Annotated in this window: 14 protein-coding genes and 1 tRNA gene; 6 read left to right on the forward strand and 9 right to left on the reverse strand. The window is 68.2% G+C overall.

The features are described 5' to 3' along the window. Window positions 1-496: 496 nt before the first annotated feature. The gene (locus tag MKK63_RS03610) at window positions 497-721 is read right to left on the reverse strand and encodes a hypothetical protein (protein ID WP_243998782.1); all 225 of its coding nucleotides are present in this window, start codon (window positions 719-721) and stop codon (window positions 497-499) included. Between the two features lie 274 nt (window positions 722-995). On the opposite strand from MKK63_RS03610, the gene MKK63_RS03615 reads away from it, so the two are divergent. Both MKK63_RS03615 and MKK63_RS03620 read left to right on the forward strand, forming a co-directional pair. Then, a tRNA-Pro gene (locus MKK63_RS03615) sits at window positions 996-1,072 on the forward strand. Between the two features lie 25 nt (window positions 1,073-1,097). Continuing rightward, window positions 1,098-1,409, forward strand: a complete 312-nt coding sequence (locus MKK63_RS03620) for an ETC complex I subunit (protein ID WP_243998785.1) — start codon at window positions 1,098-1,100, stop codon at window positions 1,407-1,409. Between the two features lie 4 nt (window positions 1,410-1,413). On the opposite strand, the gene MKK63_RS03625 is transcribed toward MKK63_RS03620, so the two are convergent. Further along, a complete protein-coding gene (locus MKK63_RS03625) occupies window positions 1,414-1,872 on the reverse strand; it encodes a nucleoside deaminase (protein ID WP_243998786.1) in 459 nt (152 codons plus the stop codon). Between the two features lie 48 nt (window positions 1,873-1,920). Then, a complete protein-coding gene (locus tag MKK63_RS03630; protein ID WP_243998788.1) occupies window positions 1,921-2,988 on the reverse strand; it encodes a spore photoproduct lyase family protein in 1,068 nt (355 codons plus the stop codon). Between the two features lie 488 nt (window positions 2,989-3,476). Between MKK63_RS03630 and MKK63_RS03635 the strand changes: the two genes are divergently transcribed. Then, on the forward strand, window positions 3,477-5,390 hold the full coding sequence (locus tag MKK63_RS03635) for a putative bifunctional diguanylate cyclase/phosphodiesterase (protein ID WP_243998870.1): 1,914 nt from the start codon (window positions 3,477-3,479) through the stop codon (window positions 5,388-5,390). Between the two features lie 268 nt (window positions 5,391-5,658). Continuing rightward, window positions 5,659-6,417, forward strand: coding sequence for a collagen-like protein (locus MKK63_RS31635; RefSeq protein WP_279574491.1), 759 nt, complete (start codon window positions 5,659-5,661; stop codon window positions 6,415-6,417). Window positions 6,418-6,772: 355 nt separating this feature from the next. Here MKK63_RS31635 and MKK63_RS03645 read toward each other — a convergent pair whose 3' ends face one another. Continuing rightward, window positions 6,773-7,783: an NAD-dependent epimerase gene (locus MKK63_RS03645; RefSeq protein ID WP_243998790.1), complete on the reverse strand. Its 1,011-nt coding sequence runs from the start codon at window positions 7,781-7,783 to the stop codon at window positions 6,773-6,775. A 125-nt stretch (window positions 7,784-7,908) separates the two neighbouring features. After that, on the reverse strand, window positions 7,909-8,679 hold the full coding sequence (locus tag MKK63_RS03650) for an MOSC domain-containing protein (protein ID WP_243998792.1): 771 nt from the start codon (window positions 8,677-8,679) through the stop codon (window positions 7,909-7,911). 198 nt (window positions 8,680-8,877) lie between these two features. Between MKK63_RS03650 and clpB the strand changes: the two genes are divergently transcribed. Then, window positions 8,878-11,502 carry an ATP-dependent chaperone ClpB gene (gene clpB / locus MKK63_RS03655; protein WP_243998794.1) on the forward strand — a complete coding sequence of 875 codons (2,625 nt, stop codon included), beginning with the start codon at window positions 8,878-8,880 and terminating at the stop codon, window positions 11,500-11,502. Between the two features lie 84 nt (window positions 11,503-11,586). On the opposite strand, the gene MKK63_RS03660 is transcribed toward clpB, so the two are convergent. Further along, window positions 11,587-12,735 (reverse strand): MFS transporter, encoded by a 1,149-nt coding sequence (locus tag MKK63_RS03660; RefSeq protein ID WP_243998796.1) that lies wholly within the window; start codon window positions 12,733-12,735, stop codon window positions 11,587-11,589. 50 nt (window positions 12,736-12,785) lie between these two features. Between MKK63_RS03660 and MKK63_RS03665 the strand changes: the two genes are divergently transcribed. Further along, window positions 12,786-13,139, forward strand: coding sequence for an ArsR/SmtB family transcription factor (locus MKK63_RS03665; protein ID WP_243998798.1), 354 nt, complete (start codon window positions 12,786-12,788; stop codon window positions 13,137-13,139). A gap of 30 nt (window positions 13,140-13,169) precedes the next feature. Here the strand turns inward: MKK63_RS03665 and MKK63_RS03670 are convergent, their stop codons facing one another. The 3 genes from MKK63_RS03670 to MKK63_RS03680 are packed head-to-tail and all read right to left on the reverse strand — an operon-like array spanning window position 13,170 to window position 15,355. After that, window positions 13,170-14,066, reverse strand: a complete 897-nt coding sequence (locus MKK63_RS03670) for an inositol monophosphatase family protein (RefSeq protein WP_243998801.1) — start codon at window positions 14,064-14,066, stop codon at window positions 13,170-13,172. Then, window positions 14,063-14,638, reverse strand: coding sequence for an NUDIX domain-containing protein (locus MKK63_RS03675; protein WP_243998803.1), 576 nt, complete (start codon window positions 14,636-14,638; stop codon window positions 14,063-14,065). Before MKK63_RS03675 ends, MKK63_RS03670 begins: the two co-directional genes overlap by 4 nt. A gap of 9 nt (window positions 14,639-14,647) precedes the next feature. Then, window positions 14,648-15,355 (reverse strand): glutathione binding-like protein, encoded by a 708-nt coding sequence (locus tag MKK63_RS03680; RefSeq protein ID WP_243998804.1) that lies wholly within the window; start codon window positions 15,353-15,355, stop codon window positions 14,648-14,650. Window positions 15,356-15,572: the final 217 nt, after the last annotated feature.

Below are 15,572 nucleotides of genomic sequence, written 5' to 3' on the forward strand. Positions count from 1 at the left end.
GGCCTGCCTGCCGGGATCGGCGCCCGCTCGCACTGGAACCCGGCGCATCATCGGCAGGAGCCAGGCGCGTCGTGTCGTCCGCGAGCCGAACAAGGTGAGCGCGCGCGGATGCGTCGCCGCGGACTCTGCCGGGATGGCTAGGCCGCGTCCAGCGCCACAAGCCGGCTTCCCAGGTTGGAGAATGCGGAGGACCGGTCGTCCCGGAGGAAATCGGGGGGTATCGACCGGACGGGCGGCGTTCGCGCGTCGCGACTTGCTGGCCGTTGGGGACGTCAACGTCTCTGTGCCGGTCATCGATCCGGTGCCTCCTGGGCTGATCGAGCAACCAGTTCAGCGCGACCTGAAACCAAGCCTTGTCCGACGACCGGAATGACCGCCTCACGTTGTGCAGCGCAGCATGTCCCGGATATACACGACAACAGGCGCAAACGCCTATTGGCCAATCATGAGGCTTTTGTAACGGACGTGAGCGGCTCGAGACTCCCGGGCCTGCGCATCACAGCCGTTTGGTCGCCGCGACCCAGCGGCGCTCGACCCACCCGGCGATGCGGCACCACAGAGCGTTTGGAAGCCAGTACAGCTTCACCGCGATGGCGCAGCCGGCCAGCAGCACCAGGAATAGATACGCCACCGCGTTCAGCATCAGGCTCGGCGGCTCGTCGACCTCGGCCCGATCGTACCAGATCGGGTCGTCGTACCGGCGCGGATCATTATCGTCCAACACTGGGATCCCTCCATCACGCGCCGGGGCGCGGCGGGAGACATTAGCAAATCATTTACCAATGCCGCTGTCACGGTCGACTGACGGATTGGCGGTCGATCGACCCGGGTATTGCCTGTGAGTTTCGGTGATTGATGACGGACCACGCCCCGCACCGCGGCGTGGTCCGGCCGCGGCGCCCTAGAGTGGCGCCATTTCAGCCCCCGTGCGACGCAGGCTCGCCTTGCGGCCGGACGGGCGAAACGCTAGGGATCTGAGCCCGTAAACGGGATGTCGGGGTGTGGCGCAGTCTGGTAGCGCACCTGGTTTGGGACCAGGGGGTCGTAGGTTCGAATCCTATCGCCCCGACCATTTGTTCAGGAGCCTGTCGCGTCAGATGCCGAGTGCCCGCATCTTCCGTCCGTCCCGGGATGCCACGCAGTCCGGCCTCGCCCGGACCAAGCAGTGGGTCCTGGAGTTCGACCGGACCAGCCCGCGCGAGATCGATCCGCTGATGGGCTGGAACGGATCCTCCGACATGATGCAGCAGGTCCGGCTGGAATTCGACACGGAGGAGGAGGCGGTGGCCTACGCCAAGCGCGAGGGCATCGCCTACCGCGTCGAGCAGCCGGCCAAGCCCGCCGCCCGCAAGGGCCTGTCCTATTCGGATAACTTCAAATTCAACCGCACCGCGCCCTGGACGCACTGAGGCGTCAGGCGTCCCGCCGCGCCCGCCATGCCGGGTAGGGCGAATCGCCCGCCGGTCTGAGCTGGCTGAGCTGCATCGGTTGCGCGTCGAGGGGCTGGCACAGCTCGGCATAGATCGAAGCGCTTCCGGCTCCGTACTGCTCGGCCTCCTCGGCCGAGAACGCGAAGTAGCCGCGCTTGAAGCCGGCGAGCCGCATCGCGGCGTGGCACATCGGGCAGGGGCGCCCGCTCGCATACATCACGCAATCGGACAGGTCGCGGCGGCCCAGGATCCGGCTCGCCTCACGCAGCGCCACCATCTCGGCATGGGCGCTCGGGTCGTTGGTCGCGTGGACGGTGTTGGCCGCCCGGACGAGGATGGCGCCGTCGCGCACGATCACGGCCCCATAGGGCGAGCCGCCCGCAGCGACGTTCTCGGCGGCGAGCGCGACGGCCTCGCCGATATAGGATTCGTGCGTGGACATGATCCTGCCCCTCTCAATGGCGCTCCAACGCCGGGCCCGGCCGGGAGTTCAGAACGCGTAGCGAACCGTGCAGGTGGGCAGGGTCTCGGCGAGGAGCGCCTTGAAGCGCGTGAGCCACCGGCCCTTCCAGCCGGCCCGGTAGCGCAGGTTCGCGCCTCCGCCCTCCGACACCTTGGCCTCCTGGATGTCGGGCCGCCACAGCAGATCCTCAGCGCGGGGGTGCCAGCCGAGATTGACCGCGTGCAGATCCGCGTTGTGGGTCAGCATGATGATCTCGCATTTGAGCTGCGCCCTGGCGGCGTCCGAGAGCGTGCCGTCGATCTCGGCGAAGAGGGCGCGCCAATCGGCCTCCCAGCCCTCGTACAGGATCACGGGCGAGAAGTTGGCGTGGACCTCGTAGCCCGCCGCCACGAAATCGTTGATCGCGGCGATCCGCTCCGGCATCGGGGCGGTGCGCACGTCGACGATTCGGGCGATGCGCGCCGGCATGAGCGAGAAGCGGATCCGCGTCTTGCCCTGCGGATCGTAGTTCAACAGGTCGCGGTTCACGGTCTTGGTGGCGAAGGACGCCTTCGCGTTCGGCAGGTCGCGGAACAGCGCGATCAGGCTCCCGACGCCGCTGCTCACCGCGGCATCGACCGAGAGATCGCCGTTCTCCCCGATGTCGTAGATCCAGAAGGCCGGATCGATCAGGTCCGGTGCCGGCAGGGGGCCCTGGCGCGCGGCGTGGCGTTGGATCGCCGCGCAGGCCTGCTCGATATTCACGAACAGCGAGATCGGGTTGGCGAAGCCCTTCCGGCGCGGCACGTAGCAATAGGCACAGGCCATCGCGCAGCCGTTGGAGGTCGAGGGCGCGATGAAATGGGCGCTCCGGCCGTTCGGCCGCATGGTCAGGCCCTTCTTTACGCCCAGCACGAGGGTCGAGCGCTTGATCCGTACCCAATCGTCCACCGATCCGGCGTTGCCGTGCAGGTCCGGGATGTTCCAGTGCGACGGTACCGGGATGCGCTCGGCCTCGGGGAAGCGCGCGAGGATCTCCTGACCGAGCGGGTAATCGGCCACGACGGGTTCGTGGTAGATCCGTCGGATATCGAGGAGATCGCGCGTGAGGGCCATGTTAAATCCGGGGGCCGGACGCGGCCCGACGCACGATATGGGGTCCGGCCGCAGGCCCGGAATGGCTTGCGACCCCTGGTCCTGGGCCGTCCCCGTTCGCGAGGGCCGGAACGCGAGAGCGCCTCGGAGCAGAGCCACCATAGGTCATGGCCAAGACTTTCTATTCGCGTGTCGCATGCCGCGTCGCGGCGATCGACAGCGGATCCAGCGCTTTGTTTTGATTTGGTCACGTTGGCCGAACCGGCGTCACCGCGGCAGAAGACAGGCGATGCCCAAAGGTCGGCTCAATCCCAACCGTCTGTAGACGCCGGTTGCCCTGCAACATTATCTTACGATTCATGAAGCATCATCGGGCGTCGCTGAGTGAGCGCGCCATGATTGTTCGGGATCAGGAGATGTCGGTTCCGGTGCCTCCGGGCTTGGGTGAGACGGCGCTTCGGGCCGGGGCGCTCTCACGCGCGCTCGTCCGACGGGACCAGCTCGAGGCCATGCGCGGCAGCGTGCTGACGGCGATTCCCGTCAACATGCTGCTTGGGCTCGCGAGCATGCTGGTCGCGTATCACAGTGGGCACGGTGAAGCCGGCGCCGTCTGGTTCGCGTTCTCCACGATCGTGAACCTGGCTCGGATCGGCCTGTGCCGTGCGACCTGTCTCGGGCTGGGCCTGACGTCGGAGACGCCGCCGGCCATGGCCGCCGCGGCCATGCAATCGGCCGATCGGCACCTGCGCGCCTGCATCGCGGCGGCGTCCCTGTCCGGCTTGGTCTGGGCCTGCCAGCCGCTCCTCTGCGCGGGTTACACTTCGGCGCAGACCTTGTTCTACCTCGCGATCACCTGCGGCATCACCGCGGGCGCAGTCACGCACGGGACCGCCTATGCGCGGATCCCGCTGGCCTTCATCCTGCCGCCGCTGCTCTCCGTCACCATCTGCCTCGTCGCGGTCGGCGATTTCGACCGGACCTGCCTCGCGGTCTGCGTGCTGCTCTACCTCCTCGCCCTGACGCACACGGCGTTCCGGAGCGAGGCCGGTTTCCGGGAGGCGAGCCGGATCAAGAACGAGGCAACCGCGCTGGCGCGGTCGCGCGCGGAGGCCCATGCCAGCGTGAGCGCCTTGGCGGACGAGATGCGCCGACGCGCCACGCATGACGACCTGACGGGCCTGCTCAATCGGGCGGGGTTCATCCAGCAGGCGGAGAGCCGCCTCCCGGCCAGCTCGATCAGCCTGCTGCTGCTCGATCTCGACGGCTTCAAGCTCGTCAACGACGTTTACGGCCACAAGGCCGGCGACCGGGTGCTGGTCGAGGTTGCCCGGCGCATCCGCGCGGAACTGCCGGAGAGCGGCCTCGCGGCGCGGCTCGGGGGCGACGAGTTCGCGGTGCTGTACGACCCCGCCGCGTCCGGCATGCCGCACGACCGGCTTGCGGCGGCCCTCGTCGCCGCGGTCGCGCAGCCCCTGGACGGTTTCGATGCGGGTCGGCTCGGGGTGAGCATCGGCGTTCATCCCGGCCCTGAACCGAGCCTGACGGAGATGCTGAGCTGCGCCGACGCGGCTCTGTACGCCGCCAAGGCGGCCGGTCGGAACCACTATCGGATGTTCGATGCAGGTCTGCGCGAGCGGCTGCAGATCCGTCGCGATCTGGAGCGCGACCTCTCGACGGCCCTGGCGGAGGGTACTCCGGAGGTGTGGTTCCAGCCGATCTACAGCATAGACGCCACGACGCTGGTCGGGCTCGAAGCCCTGGTGCGCTGGCAGCATCCGCGGCTCGGCTGGATCGCGCCGCCCGACTTGGTGGCCACGGCGGCAACCGCCGGGCTGACCGAGTCCCTGCTGCGCTACATCCTCGAACAAGTCTGCGCGATGATGCAGATCCTGCGCGGCCGAGGACTCGGAAACGTCCGTGTCGCCATGAACGTCTCCCCTCAGGAGATGGCACAGGTGCCGGTCGACGAGATCGTCATCGAGCGCTTGCGCGGCCTCGACCTGCCGGCCGCGATGCTTGAGATCGAGATCACCGAGGAGACCGCGCTCGATATCGCGGCCGTTCAGGGCAAGCTCCAGGCCCTGTCGCGGGCGGGCATTCGCGTGGCGCTCGACGATTTCGGCATCGGTTACTCGTCGCTGTCGTCGCTGCGCCAGCTACGGGCGGACCGGATCAAGATCGATCGGAGCTTCGTCACCGGGCTCAGCGCCTCGGACGACAAGCGCGGCCTGGTCCTCGCGGTGCTGGGCCTCGGTCGCATGCTCGGGCTCGAGGTCGTGGCCGAGGGTGTCGAATCCGACGAGGATCTCCGCACCCTTCAGACGATGGGCTGCCCGTTTCTCCAGGGCTACCACCTCGGTCGGCCGATGCCGGGGTGTGAACTGGAGGTCAAGGTGTTCGCAAACCACATCGAAGCCGCCTGAGCGGGCGGGTCGGCGCGTTATCCGTTTGACCGGAATGCCGGCGCTTGGCGCGAAACCTTCGGCCCGGCGCGCCCTTCGCCGGGCGCGCTCCGCTGCCCCGGCCGGGGCGGAAGTTGCCGAGCATTCGGGCAGCAAATGCTTGCGCATTCCGCATTTGCGGAATGACCGTTGGAAAACTGCGGTTTTCCACGCGTGATGTATTGATATGGTTATTGCTTAACTAGAGCCGTGCGGCATGGTGACCGCGCAAATGATCATGGAAATTGCTATGTGCGCAGCGCGTAAGCGCACTGCCCTCTGCGGGATGGCCGCGGTCTGGACCGCGTGGGTGGCTCCCGCCTGTGCCGAGATGCGGATCGAGGCGGCGAAGATCACCGGGGGTGACCTCTGGATCATCGGATATGCCGACGATCCGGATGTCGAGATCACGCTCGACGGCCGGTTCCCGCAGCGGACCGACAGCAACGGCTATTTCGAGTTCCGGGTCGTCTATCACCCGGAAACTTGCATCGCGACCCTTCGAACGCCGAAGCAATCCCGCGGTGTCGTGGTCGGAGGTTGTGGGCAGCAGGGTCCTCAGGCCCCCGGCATCGTCGGACCGTCCGGGCCGCAGGGTCTCCGTGGTGAGACGGGTCCGAGGGGGGAAACCGGCCCGGCTGGCGAGGCGGGCGCGACGGGGGTGCCGGGCCCGGTCGGTCCGCCCGGTCCGGCAGGGATTGCCGGTGTACAGGGCGAGCCCGGTCGGCCCGGGCCGGCCGGCGAACCCGGTTCTGCCGGAGAAACCGGCCCATCCGGGGTGATGGGCCCGATGGGGCCCGCCGGACCGCGCGGAGCCCAGGGGCCGGTGGGTCCGCCCGGACCGGCCGGTCCACCCGGAAAGGCTGCGGCGCCCAACACCGTGCAGAGGGTGGCGCCGCCCCCCCGTCGCGCGGCGACCCGGCCGCGTCCGGACCGGGAGGAACCGTCTCCAAACGCCTCGTCCGATGTCGAGCCGGGCGGCGGCGTGACGTCGGAAGACCGCTACTGAGAAGGATTCGCAAACGGGGTGGCGGGTTTTGCGCCGAGCGCCTGCGACCGGCCCAGTACGCAAGCGGAGTATGCGTTGGCGTACCCCACGGGACGCGACAGTGGTCTCCCAACAGGGCTAGCAAGCGCGACAGGGTCCCTCTCCCGTGCGGGAGAGGCGACCTGTGCCTTGATCGGCGACGATATTGTTACTGTCGGGTGCTGTGGGTGCGACCACGCAACTCTGTATAGAACCGCCCGATCGCGTTGTAATTGCGGCTGTCTCTAAGTCTATATCTGACGCGCGCTCTTGTGCTGAACCTGTGTCCACTTCTTCGGTAGAGGCGGCACCTGCGCGTTCGGTCCCGCCAAGCCCATCAGACCCGGTAGTGATCCCGATACCAGCGGACGAACCGCTCCACGCCGACCTCGATGGGCGTGCTCGGCGCATACCCGACCGCGGCCGCGAGATCCTCGACATCCGCGTAGGTGGCGGGCACGTCGCCGGGTTGCATCGGCAGGAATTCCTTGCGCGCCTTGCGGCCCAGGCAGTCTTCCAAGATCTCGATCAGGCGCAGCAACTGTACCGGCTGGTGGGTGCCGATGTTGTAGACCCGATAGGGGGCGCTGCTGCTGCCGGGATCGGGCGCGTCCGAATTCCAGTCGGGATTGCGTGACGCCGGCGTCGCGGCGAGGCGCACGACGCCTTCGACGACGTCGTCGATATACGTGAAATCGCGCTGCATCTGCCCATGGCCGAACACACGGACGGGCTCGTCCGCCAGGATCGCCCGGGTGAACAGGAACAGCGCCATGTCGGGACGGCCCCAGGGGCCATAGACCGTGAAGAAGCGTAGGCCGCTGCACGGGATGCCGTAGAGGTGACTGTAGCTGTGGGCGAAGAGTTCGTTCGCCTTCTTGGTTGCCGCGTAGAGGCTGACTGGATGATCGACGTTCTGGTGGACCGAGAACGGCATACGCGTCACCGCCCCGTAGACCGAGCTCGACGAGGCGAAGAGCAGGTGGCCGGCCCGCGCGTGCCGGCAGCCCTCCAGCACGTTGAGAAAGCCGTCGATGTTGCTCCGCGCGTAGGCGTGCGGGTTCTCGATCGAGTGGCGTACGCCGGCCTGCGCGGCGAGGTGGATGACCGTGTCGAAGGCCTGCTCCTTGAAGACCGCCTCCGTCGCCGCGCGGTCGGCGAGGTCGATCTTCTGGAACGTGAACCCATCGAAACGCCTGAGCGCGGCGAGACGGCTCTCCTTCAGCGCGACGTCGTAATACGCGTTCAGGTTGTCGAGCCCGACGACACGGCAGCCCGCCTCCAGGCAGCGCGTGGCGACGTGATAGCCGATGAACCCGGCCGCCCCGGTCACCAGGACTTGTTTCATCGCGTGCTCCGAGGCTGCGGCACGCTCCGCATATACGTGCGGCGGCGGATTGTAGACACCCTGCACCGCAATCCGGACAGCCTCGGATTGATCCCGCTAGGGGCTTCGGAGCCGCGCGCCGCCGCTCAGCCCACAGGTCGCAAGGGGTCGCCGCGCGCGATTGCGCCACCCGCGATCACCTCTACGTAAACGCCGAGATCGCGGTGACCGAGCCGCGCGTCCAGGGTCCAGGGGATGTCGCAGTCACGGACGCCGCTCGTCGGATCGACATTGGTGGCCGCGCATCGCACTGTCCGCTTGGTGATCTTGAGACGCAGCCCGCTCGGCGCCTCGATCACTTGGCCCACCATCTCCAGCTCGGCGAAGGCGGCGAGCCCCTCGATCAGCAAGTTGCCGCGGAAGCGCAGGGGATCGACCGGTGCGCCGATGTAATCCTCCACCGCCGCCACGCTCGCCCGGTTGATCAGCGAGACATAGCCGGTGGGTGAGTCGGTGAACCGGTATTGCGGCGGCGCTTCGAGGACCTTCGGTTCGCCGCGCAGACTCTCGGGGACGAAACGGCGCATCAAGTCGGCGAGCCCGTCGCGTCCGGCCTCGGTATCGAGGCGGAAGCTCTGCGGATCGCCGCAGCCCTCCACGGTCAACGTCGCCGTGGCATCGTCGAAGCGGGTGCGCAACCGGGCCAGGGCCTCGTCGCGCATCAGCATCAGATACTTGGTCTTGGGCTGGTGCCGGGGCGCCACCGCGTTGAAGCCCGAGGGCCCGTTCTCGATGGCGTAGAGACGGTCGCCGGGGAAAAAACCGCTGGTCTCGAGGTCGACCCGCTCGACGGGTTCGGGGCTCAAACCCTTCACCGGGTAGCGGTACAGGGCGGTGACGTGAATCGCATCGGTCATGCATGCAGCGTGGCCCTGAAATGATCCGCCACGCAAGAGCTTCGCTGCCCCTTGTGGTGCTCAATTGCAACACCACATCCGGTCTACCGGCGGCCACCATGGCGCCGGGGCCCTCGTGCGGCGCTGTGCCGGAGGGCGACGTTTCGGTGGCGCCGTGCCTGACCTTGGGCGGCAGATGCCGGTACGGGAGGGTTGTGCATGAACTTTGAAAAATACACCGAACGCGCCCGCGGCTTCGTGCAGGCGGCGCAGAACCTCGCGATGCGCGAGGGACATCCGCAATTGCAGCCGGGCCACCTGCTCAAGGTGCTGCTCGACGATCCGGAGGGCCTGTGCGCCGGCCTGATCGACCGCGCCGGCGGCCAGTCACGCGTGGCTTTGGCACAGACCGAGCAGTGGCTCGCCAAGCAGCCGAAGGTTTCCGGCAACGCGTCCGCCCCGCAGGCGACGCGCGAGCTGATGCGCCTGTTCGACACCGCCGAGAAGGCCGCCGAAAAGGCGGGCGATTCCTACGTCACGGTGGAGCGGCTGCTTCTAGCTTTGGCGGTGGAGAAGGATTCCGAGGCCGGCCGGGCGCTCCAGGCGGCGGGCGTCACTCCCGCCTCGCTCAACGGCGCGATCAACGCCCTGCGCAAGGGCCGCACCGCCGACAACGCCTCGGCCGAGAACGCCTACGACGCGCTGAAGAAATACGCCCGCGACCTCACCGAGGCTGCCCGGGACGGCAAGCTCGACCCGGTGATCGGCCGCGACGAGGAGATCCGGCGGACCATCCAGGTCCTGTCCCGGCGCACCAAGAACAACCCGGTGCTGATCGGCGAGCCCGGCGTCGGCAAGACCGCGATCGTCGAGGGTCTGGCCCTGCGCATCGTCAACGGCGATGTGCCCGAATCCCTGCGCGAAAAGAGCCTGCTCGCCCTCGACATGGGCGCGTTGATCGCCGGCGCGAAGTATCGCGGTGAGTTCGAGGAGCGGCTGAAGGGCGTGCTCTCCGAGGTCACGGCGGCCGCAGGCGGGATCATCCTGTTCATCGACGAGATGCACACGCTGGTCGGCGCCGGTAAGGCTGACGGGGCCATGGATGCCTCGAACCTGCTGAAGCCAGCGCTCGCCCGCGGCGAGCTGCACTGCGTCGGCGCGACCACGCTCGACGAGTACCGCAAGCACGTCGAGAAGGACGCGGCTTTGGCCCGGCGCTTCCAGCCGGTCTTCGTCTCGGAGCCGACCGTGGAGGACACGGTCTCGATCCTGCGCGGCCTGAAGGAGAAGTACGAGCAGCACCACGGCGTGCGCATCCAGGATTCGGCCTTGGTGGCGGCGGCGACGCTGTCGAACCGCTACATCACCGACCGGTTCCTGCCCGACAAGGCGATCGACCTCATGGACGAAGCCGGCTCGCGCCTGCGCATGCAGGTCGATTCGAAGCCGGAGGAGCTCGACAACGTCGATCGCGAGATCGTCCGGCTGAAGATCGAGGCCGAGGCGCTCAAGAAGGAGACCGATTCCGCCTCCCGCGACCGGCTGGTCCGGCTGGAAAAGGAGCTCGGCGACCTTGAGGAGCGCTCGGCGGCGATCACCGCCCGGTGGAAGGCCGAGAAGGACAAGCTTGGCACGGCGGCCGGCCTGAAGAAGAAGCTCGACGAGGCCCGGAACGAGTTGGCCGCAGCGCAGCGCCAGGGCCAGTATCAGCGCGCGGGTGAGCTCGCCTACGGGGTGATCCCGGGCCTGGAGAAGCAGCTCGCCGAAATCGAGGCGAAGGCCGAGAACGGCCGCGACACGATGATGGAGGAGGCGGTCACGCCGGCCCATATCGCAGGCGTCGTCTCCCGCTGGACCGGCGTGCCGGTCGACAAGATGCTGGAGGGCGAGCGCGAGAAGCTCCTGGCCATGGAGGAGGCGCTCGCCAAGCGCGTCGTCGGCCAGCGCGAGGCGGTGGAGGCGGTCTCGACCGCGGTCCGGCGCGCCCGCGCAGGCCTGCAGGATCCGAACCGGCCGATCGGCTCGTTCATGTTCCTCGGGCCCACGGGCGTCGGTAAGACCGAGCTGACCAAGGCTCTGGCCGGCTTCCTGTTCGACGACGACACGGCGCTCGTGCGCATCGACATGTCCGAGTACATGGAGAAGCACGCGGTCGCCCGGCTGATCGGCGCACCTCCGGGCTATGTCGGCTACGAGGAGGGTGGCGCGCTGACCGAAGCCGTGCGGCGGCGGCCCTATCAGGTCGTGCTGTTCGACGAGGTCGAGAAGGCGCATCCGGACGTGTTCAACGTCCTGCTGCAGGTGCTCGACGATGGGCGGCTCACCGACGGACAGGGTCGGACAGTCGACTTCCGCAACACGCTGCTGATCATGACCTCGAATCTCGGGTCCGAGTATCTGGTCAACCAGCCCGCCGGTGCGCAGACCGAGGCGGTGCGGGATGAGGTGATGGGCGTGGTGCGCAGCCACTTCCGGCCGGAATTCCTGAACCGGGTCGACGAGATCATCCTGTTCCACCGCCTTGCGCGGTCGGAGATGGGAGCGATCGTGGAGATCCAGCTCGGGCGGCTGCAGAAGCTGCTGGACGACCGCAAGATCACCCTCACGGTGGACGAGGAGGCCAAGAACTGGCTCGCCGACAAGGGCTACGACCCGGCCTACGGGGCGCGGCCGCTGAAGCGGGTGATCCAGAAGAACGTCCAGGATCCACTGGCCGAGCTGGTGCTCTCCGGCAAGCTCCATGACGGCGAGACGGTGCCGGTGCGGCTCGGCCCGATGGGGCTGATGATCGGCGACGTCACGGTCGGCACCGAGCGGCGGCCGGCCCACGCGATGCTGAACTGAGCGCTCACGGCGCGGAGATGGTTAGGGGCGGCGTGCCACGATTGTGGCGCGCCGACCCCCGTTTTCTGTTCGTGACGCCGGACGTCAGGCGTTTGCCATCGATCTCCTGCAGGTCAGGATCGCGAGTTGCAGCATAAGCGCCGCTACTGCGACTCCGGCTGCCGCGACCGGCAGGGCGGCGATGCCCGCCACTGCCATGACCACGCCTCCGAGCGCCGCGCCCAAGGCGCCGCCGAGATAGTTCGCCGAGCTGTTCAGTGCGACGGCGACGCTGCCGTGATCGGGCCTCAGGCTGAGCAGCGTGTGCTGCTGCGGCGCTTGCGAGGCCCAGCCCATCGCGCCCCAGATCAGAAACGGCAGGAAGCCCAGGAAGCCGAGACCGAGCAGGGCCGGCAGTGCGGCCAGCATCAGGGCGAGAATGCCGAGGATCACGGCCATCAGACGTCGGCGGGCGCCCGTCCAGTCGATCAGGGGGCCGACCGCGAAGCTGCCGACGAGGCCGCCGAGACCCCAGACCCAGAAATATGACGGCGCGGCCTCGCCGAGCCCTGCGCGATCAAGCAGCGGCGCCACGTAGGTGTAGAGGCCGAGGCTGGCCACCGCGGTCAGGAACGAGACCGCCGCTGTGGCAACGATTCGCGGATCGGTGAGGAGCGCGACCCGCGTTCGCCAGGACGGGGGCCCTGCGGCAGGAATGTCGGGCAGGCGCAGAAGGATCGCGATCGCCGCCAGGGCACCGAGCAGCGCGACCATCAGGAGCGTCCCCTGCCAGCCCAGACGCTGCGCGATCCATAGACCGGCCGGCACGCCGATCACCGTGCCGGTGCTCATGCCGCCGAGCGTGAACGCGAGGGCGCGGCCCTTGCGCCGTGGATCCGCCAGGGTGGCGGCTGCGGCGACCGCCACCGGCGCATAGAGGCCCGCGGCGAGGCCGGCGAGTGCCCGGGCGAGGAGCAGCCCCCATAAGCCTGCCGCACAGGCACTGAGCGCGTTGGCGAGGGCGAAGATCGCGAGCGCCAGAGCGAGGATCTTTCGGACGGGCCGCTCCGCCAGCAGCGTGGCGCAGACCGGCGCGGCTAGGGCGTATGTGAGGGTGAAGACTGTCACGGTCTGCCCGGCTTCGCCGGGCGCGATTCTGAAGCTCGCGCCGATTCCCGGCAGTAGGCCGGCGACGACGTAAGCATCGAGCCCCAAGGCGAACATCCCAAGGGCGAGCACGGCGATACGTTCCATTGCACGACTCGCTTTACGATGTACGACGAAGACCGTACATTATCGCCACCATGAGCCCACGCAAGTTCTTCCACCCGGATGCCGCCGAGCTGACGCTGCACCGGATCCTGTTCGCGCTGAGTGATCCAACGCGGCTTGCCGTGGTCGCCGACCTCAAGGACGGGTCAGAGCACGCCTCCGGCGACCTTCTGGCCGACAGCGTGCCGCGTTCGACGATGACGCATCACCTCAAGATCCTGCGCGAGGCCGGCGTGACGCGCACGCGGCCCGAGGGGATGCGCTGCCTGATCTCGCTCCGGCGTGAGGATGTCGATGCGCGCTTTCCCGGCCTGCTGGACGCGATCATGCGGCATGGGAATGCGGATGAGCTGCCGACGGCGACAACCCGTGCGACGATGCGCTGACGTGTCGGCGGCCGGCCTTCGGGACCGGCCCTAAACGCGCCGGATCGCCCGCGCCAGATCGGCTGCCTGATCCCGATCCCGGCAGATCATCCAGAGATCGTCGTGGCCCGAGAGCCCGTCATCGAACAGGTCGATGAACGCGGCCGGCGGCTCCGCGAGATCCGGCCAGTGGAACAGGCGGAAACCCAGCGCCTCGAACACGGGCAGGATCGGAGCGAGGTCCCAGAGCATATGATTGCATAGGGTCGCGTCGAGCCGGCCGGTCGCCAGCAGGGCGGCATCGGCGATCGCGCCGCCCTCGCACCAGGGAAACCAGCCCCGCCCGTAATCCAGGGTGTAGCGCTGCGCAGCGACGGCCAGCCAGCCGACATGCCCGGTGCGCGTGGCAGGCCGTTCCAGCCGCTGCAGCGTCTCGGTCGGGCGTCCGCCCCGCGTTGGCGCCCAGAGGGCGTGGCCCTCGCAAGCCGCAAGCAGGATGCCGCGCGCCTCCTCGGCCGGCCGGATCCGGGCGGGGCCGGCGCGATCCTCGTTCCAGACCGGCAGGGTCATGACGCCGATGCGCGGCCAGCCCGATCGACAGGCGGCAACCATCACGCCCCAGCCCGTGAGGCCGCCCGCGAAGGGGCGGGTCCCGTCGATCGGGTCGGCCACGAAGGTCCAGGCGTCCCGGGCGAGCATATCCGAGGCGGCGGCACGGTTCAGGTCGCCGGCCGTCTCCTCCTCGATCAGGGCGGGGCCGAACCGGTCATGCGCCAAGCGGCTGACGGCGAGATCGGCCTCGGTGAGGGCTTGGCCCAGATCCGGGCCCTTGTTGGTCATGTCCAGTCCGGCTGCCCGCATCCGTAGGGCGAGGACGGCTGCTTCGTCGGCGAAAGCCAGCATCCGGGTGAGGACATCCTGCGCCGGGGCATCGGGCGGAACGCTCATGCGGTAAACAATTCGGGGTTGCGGAGCATCAGCGCCTGGACGAGCACCAGCGTCTTGAGATCGGGGAGCCGGCCCGATCGGGCGGCCTCGGCCAGGTCCCCGAGTGGGATCTCGATGGGAAGCACCTGCTCGCCCTCCGCGTGCAACCCGCCGCCGGGCGCGACCTTGTCGGCCTGGCGATAGGGCGCGAGGTAGAGCCAGAGGCGCTCCGAGGACACGCTCGGCATGCTGTAGGCATGCGTCACGCACTCCAACTGCGCGAGGCGGACGCCCGCTTCCTCCATGGCTTCCCGGATCGCGGTCGCCTCGGGCTCGCCCCCGTCGAGGCCGCCGGCCGGGGCCTCGTCGAGATCGGCTGGCTCACCCCAGAAGGCCGGCCCGACCCGGGCTTGCCGGACGAGAAGCGCAACGCGCCGCTCGGGGTCGTAGGGCAGGACGACGGCCGCCTCGCCATGATCCTCCAGCGCCCGCGGCACGGTGCTGCCGTCGGACAATGTGAGCGTGGCGATCCCGAAGGTGTTCCACCCCCGGTGGATCACCTTCAGGGGAAGCGCGGCCGGCGTCTCGCTCATCGGGACGGGTCAGCGCTTGGTGTTGGCGGCCGTCTGGCCGAACATCACCTTCTTGGCGCCCTCGCTCATGGTCTTCCCGAAATCGGGATTGACCTCCGGCGCCCGGGCGTAGGCCGCCTTGGTGGCGGGCCGCTCGGCGATCGCCGAGAACCAGCGTTTCAGGTTCGGATGCGAATCGAGATCCTGGCCCTGCTTCTCCCACGGCACGATCCAGGGATAGCAGGCCATGTCGGCGATGGAATACTCGGACCCGGCGACATACGCGCGGTCGGCGAGGCGCCGGTCGAGCACGCCGTAGAGCCGGTTGGTCTCGTTGACGTAGCGCTTGATCGCGTACTCGATCTTCTCGGGCGCGTATTGCGAGAAATGGTGGTTCTGGCCGAGCATCGGGCCGAGGCCGCCCATCTGCCAGAACAGCCATTGCAACACCTCGGCCCGGCCGCGCAGGTCGCTCGCGATGAAGCGCCCGGTCTTCTCGGCGAGGTAGAGCAGGATCGCGCCCGATTCGAACAGCGAGACCGGCGCGCCGCCATCGGCCGGCTCGTCGTCGACGATCGCCGGCATGCGGTTATTGGGGGCGATCTTCAGAAAATCTGGGTTGAACTGCTCGCCTTTTCCAATATTGACCGGACTAAATTTGTAAGGCAGGCCTGCCTCTTCGAGGAACATCGTGATCTTGTGGCCGTTCGGCGTCGGCCAGTAATGCAGATCGATCATCGGCTTGCGTCCCGCTATGCCCCCGGCGGACGGGAAGTGGGCCTGCGGGGCGTTTCGGTCAAGCTCTGGCTTCAGGCCGCTCATTAACCTCCGCCGGACACGCGAGGTATCTCGGCCGGGCCGGAGAAGCGGAGACCGGGATCCGAGAGTCGATTCTCCAACCCAACCCCCTCATCCTAAGGTGCCGGAGCGCAGCGGAGGCCTCGAAGGAGGCCTT

It is taken from the genome of Methylobacterium sp. J-088 (assembly GCF_022829295.1).
GTDB lineage: Bacteria > Pseudomonadota > Alphaproteobacteria > Rhizobiales > Beijerinckiaceae > Methylobacterium.

Coding starts and splice junctions, on each gene's coding strand:
- MKK63_RS03680 (WP_243998804.1), bottom strand. CDS start 15,355: ATGATCGATCTGCATTACTGGCCGACGCCGAACGGCCACAAGATCACG.
- MKK63_RS03660 (WP_243998796.1), bottom strand. CDS start 12,735: ATGGAACGTATCGCCGTGCTCGCCCTTGGGATGTTCGCCTTGGGGCTC.
- MKK63_RS03620 (WP_243998785.1), top strand. CDS start 1,098: ATGCCGAGTGCCCGCATCTTCCGTCCGTCCCGGGATGCCACGCAGTCC.
- clpB (WP_243998794.1), top strand. CDS start 8,878: ATGAACTTTGAAAAATACACCGAACGCGCCCGCGGCTTCGTGCAGGCG.
- MKK63_RS03630 (WP_243998788.1), bottom strand. CDS start 2,988: ATGGCCCTCACGCGCGATCTCCTCGATATCCGACGGATCTACCACGAA.
- MKK63_RS03625 (WP_243998786.1), bottom strand. CDS start 1,872: ATGTCCACGCACGAATCCTATATCGGCGAGGCCGTCGCGCTCGCCGCC.
- MKK63_RS03645 (WP_243998790.1), bottom strand. CDS start 7,783: ATGAAACAAGTCCTGGTGACCGGGGCGGCCGGGTTCATCGGCTATCAC.
- MKK63_RS03675 (WP_243998803.1), bottom strand. CDS start 14,638: ATGAGCGAGACGCCGGCCGCGCTTCCCCTGAAGGTGATCCACCGGGGG.
- MKK63_RS03665 (WP_243998798.1), top strand. CDS start 12,786: ATGAGCCCACGCAAGTTCTTCCACCCGGATGCCGCCGAGCTGACGCTG.
- MKK63_RS03635 (WP_243998870.1), top strand. CDS start 3,477: ATGCGCGGCAGCGTGCTGACGGCGATTCCCGTCAACATGCTGCTTGGG.
- MKK63_RS03650 (WP_243998792.1), bottom strand. CDS start 8,679: ATGACCGATGCGATTCACGTCACCGCCCTGTACCGCTACCCGGTGAAG.
- MKK63_RS31635 (WP_279574491.1), top strand. CDS start 5,659: ATGTGCGCAGCGCGTAAGCGCACTGCCCTCTGCGGGATGGCCGCGGTC.
- MKK63_RS03670 (WP_243998801.1), bottom strand. CDS start 14,066: ATGAGCGTTCCGCCCGATGCCCCGGCGCAGGATGTCCTCACCCGGATG.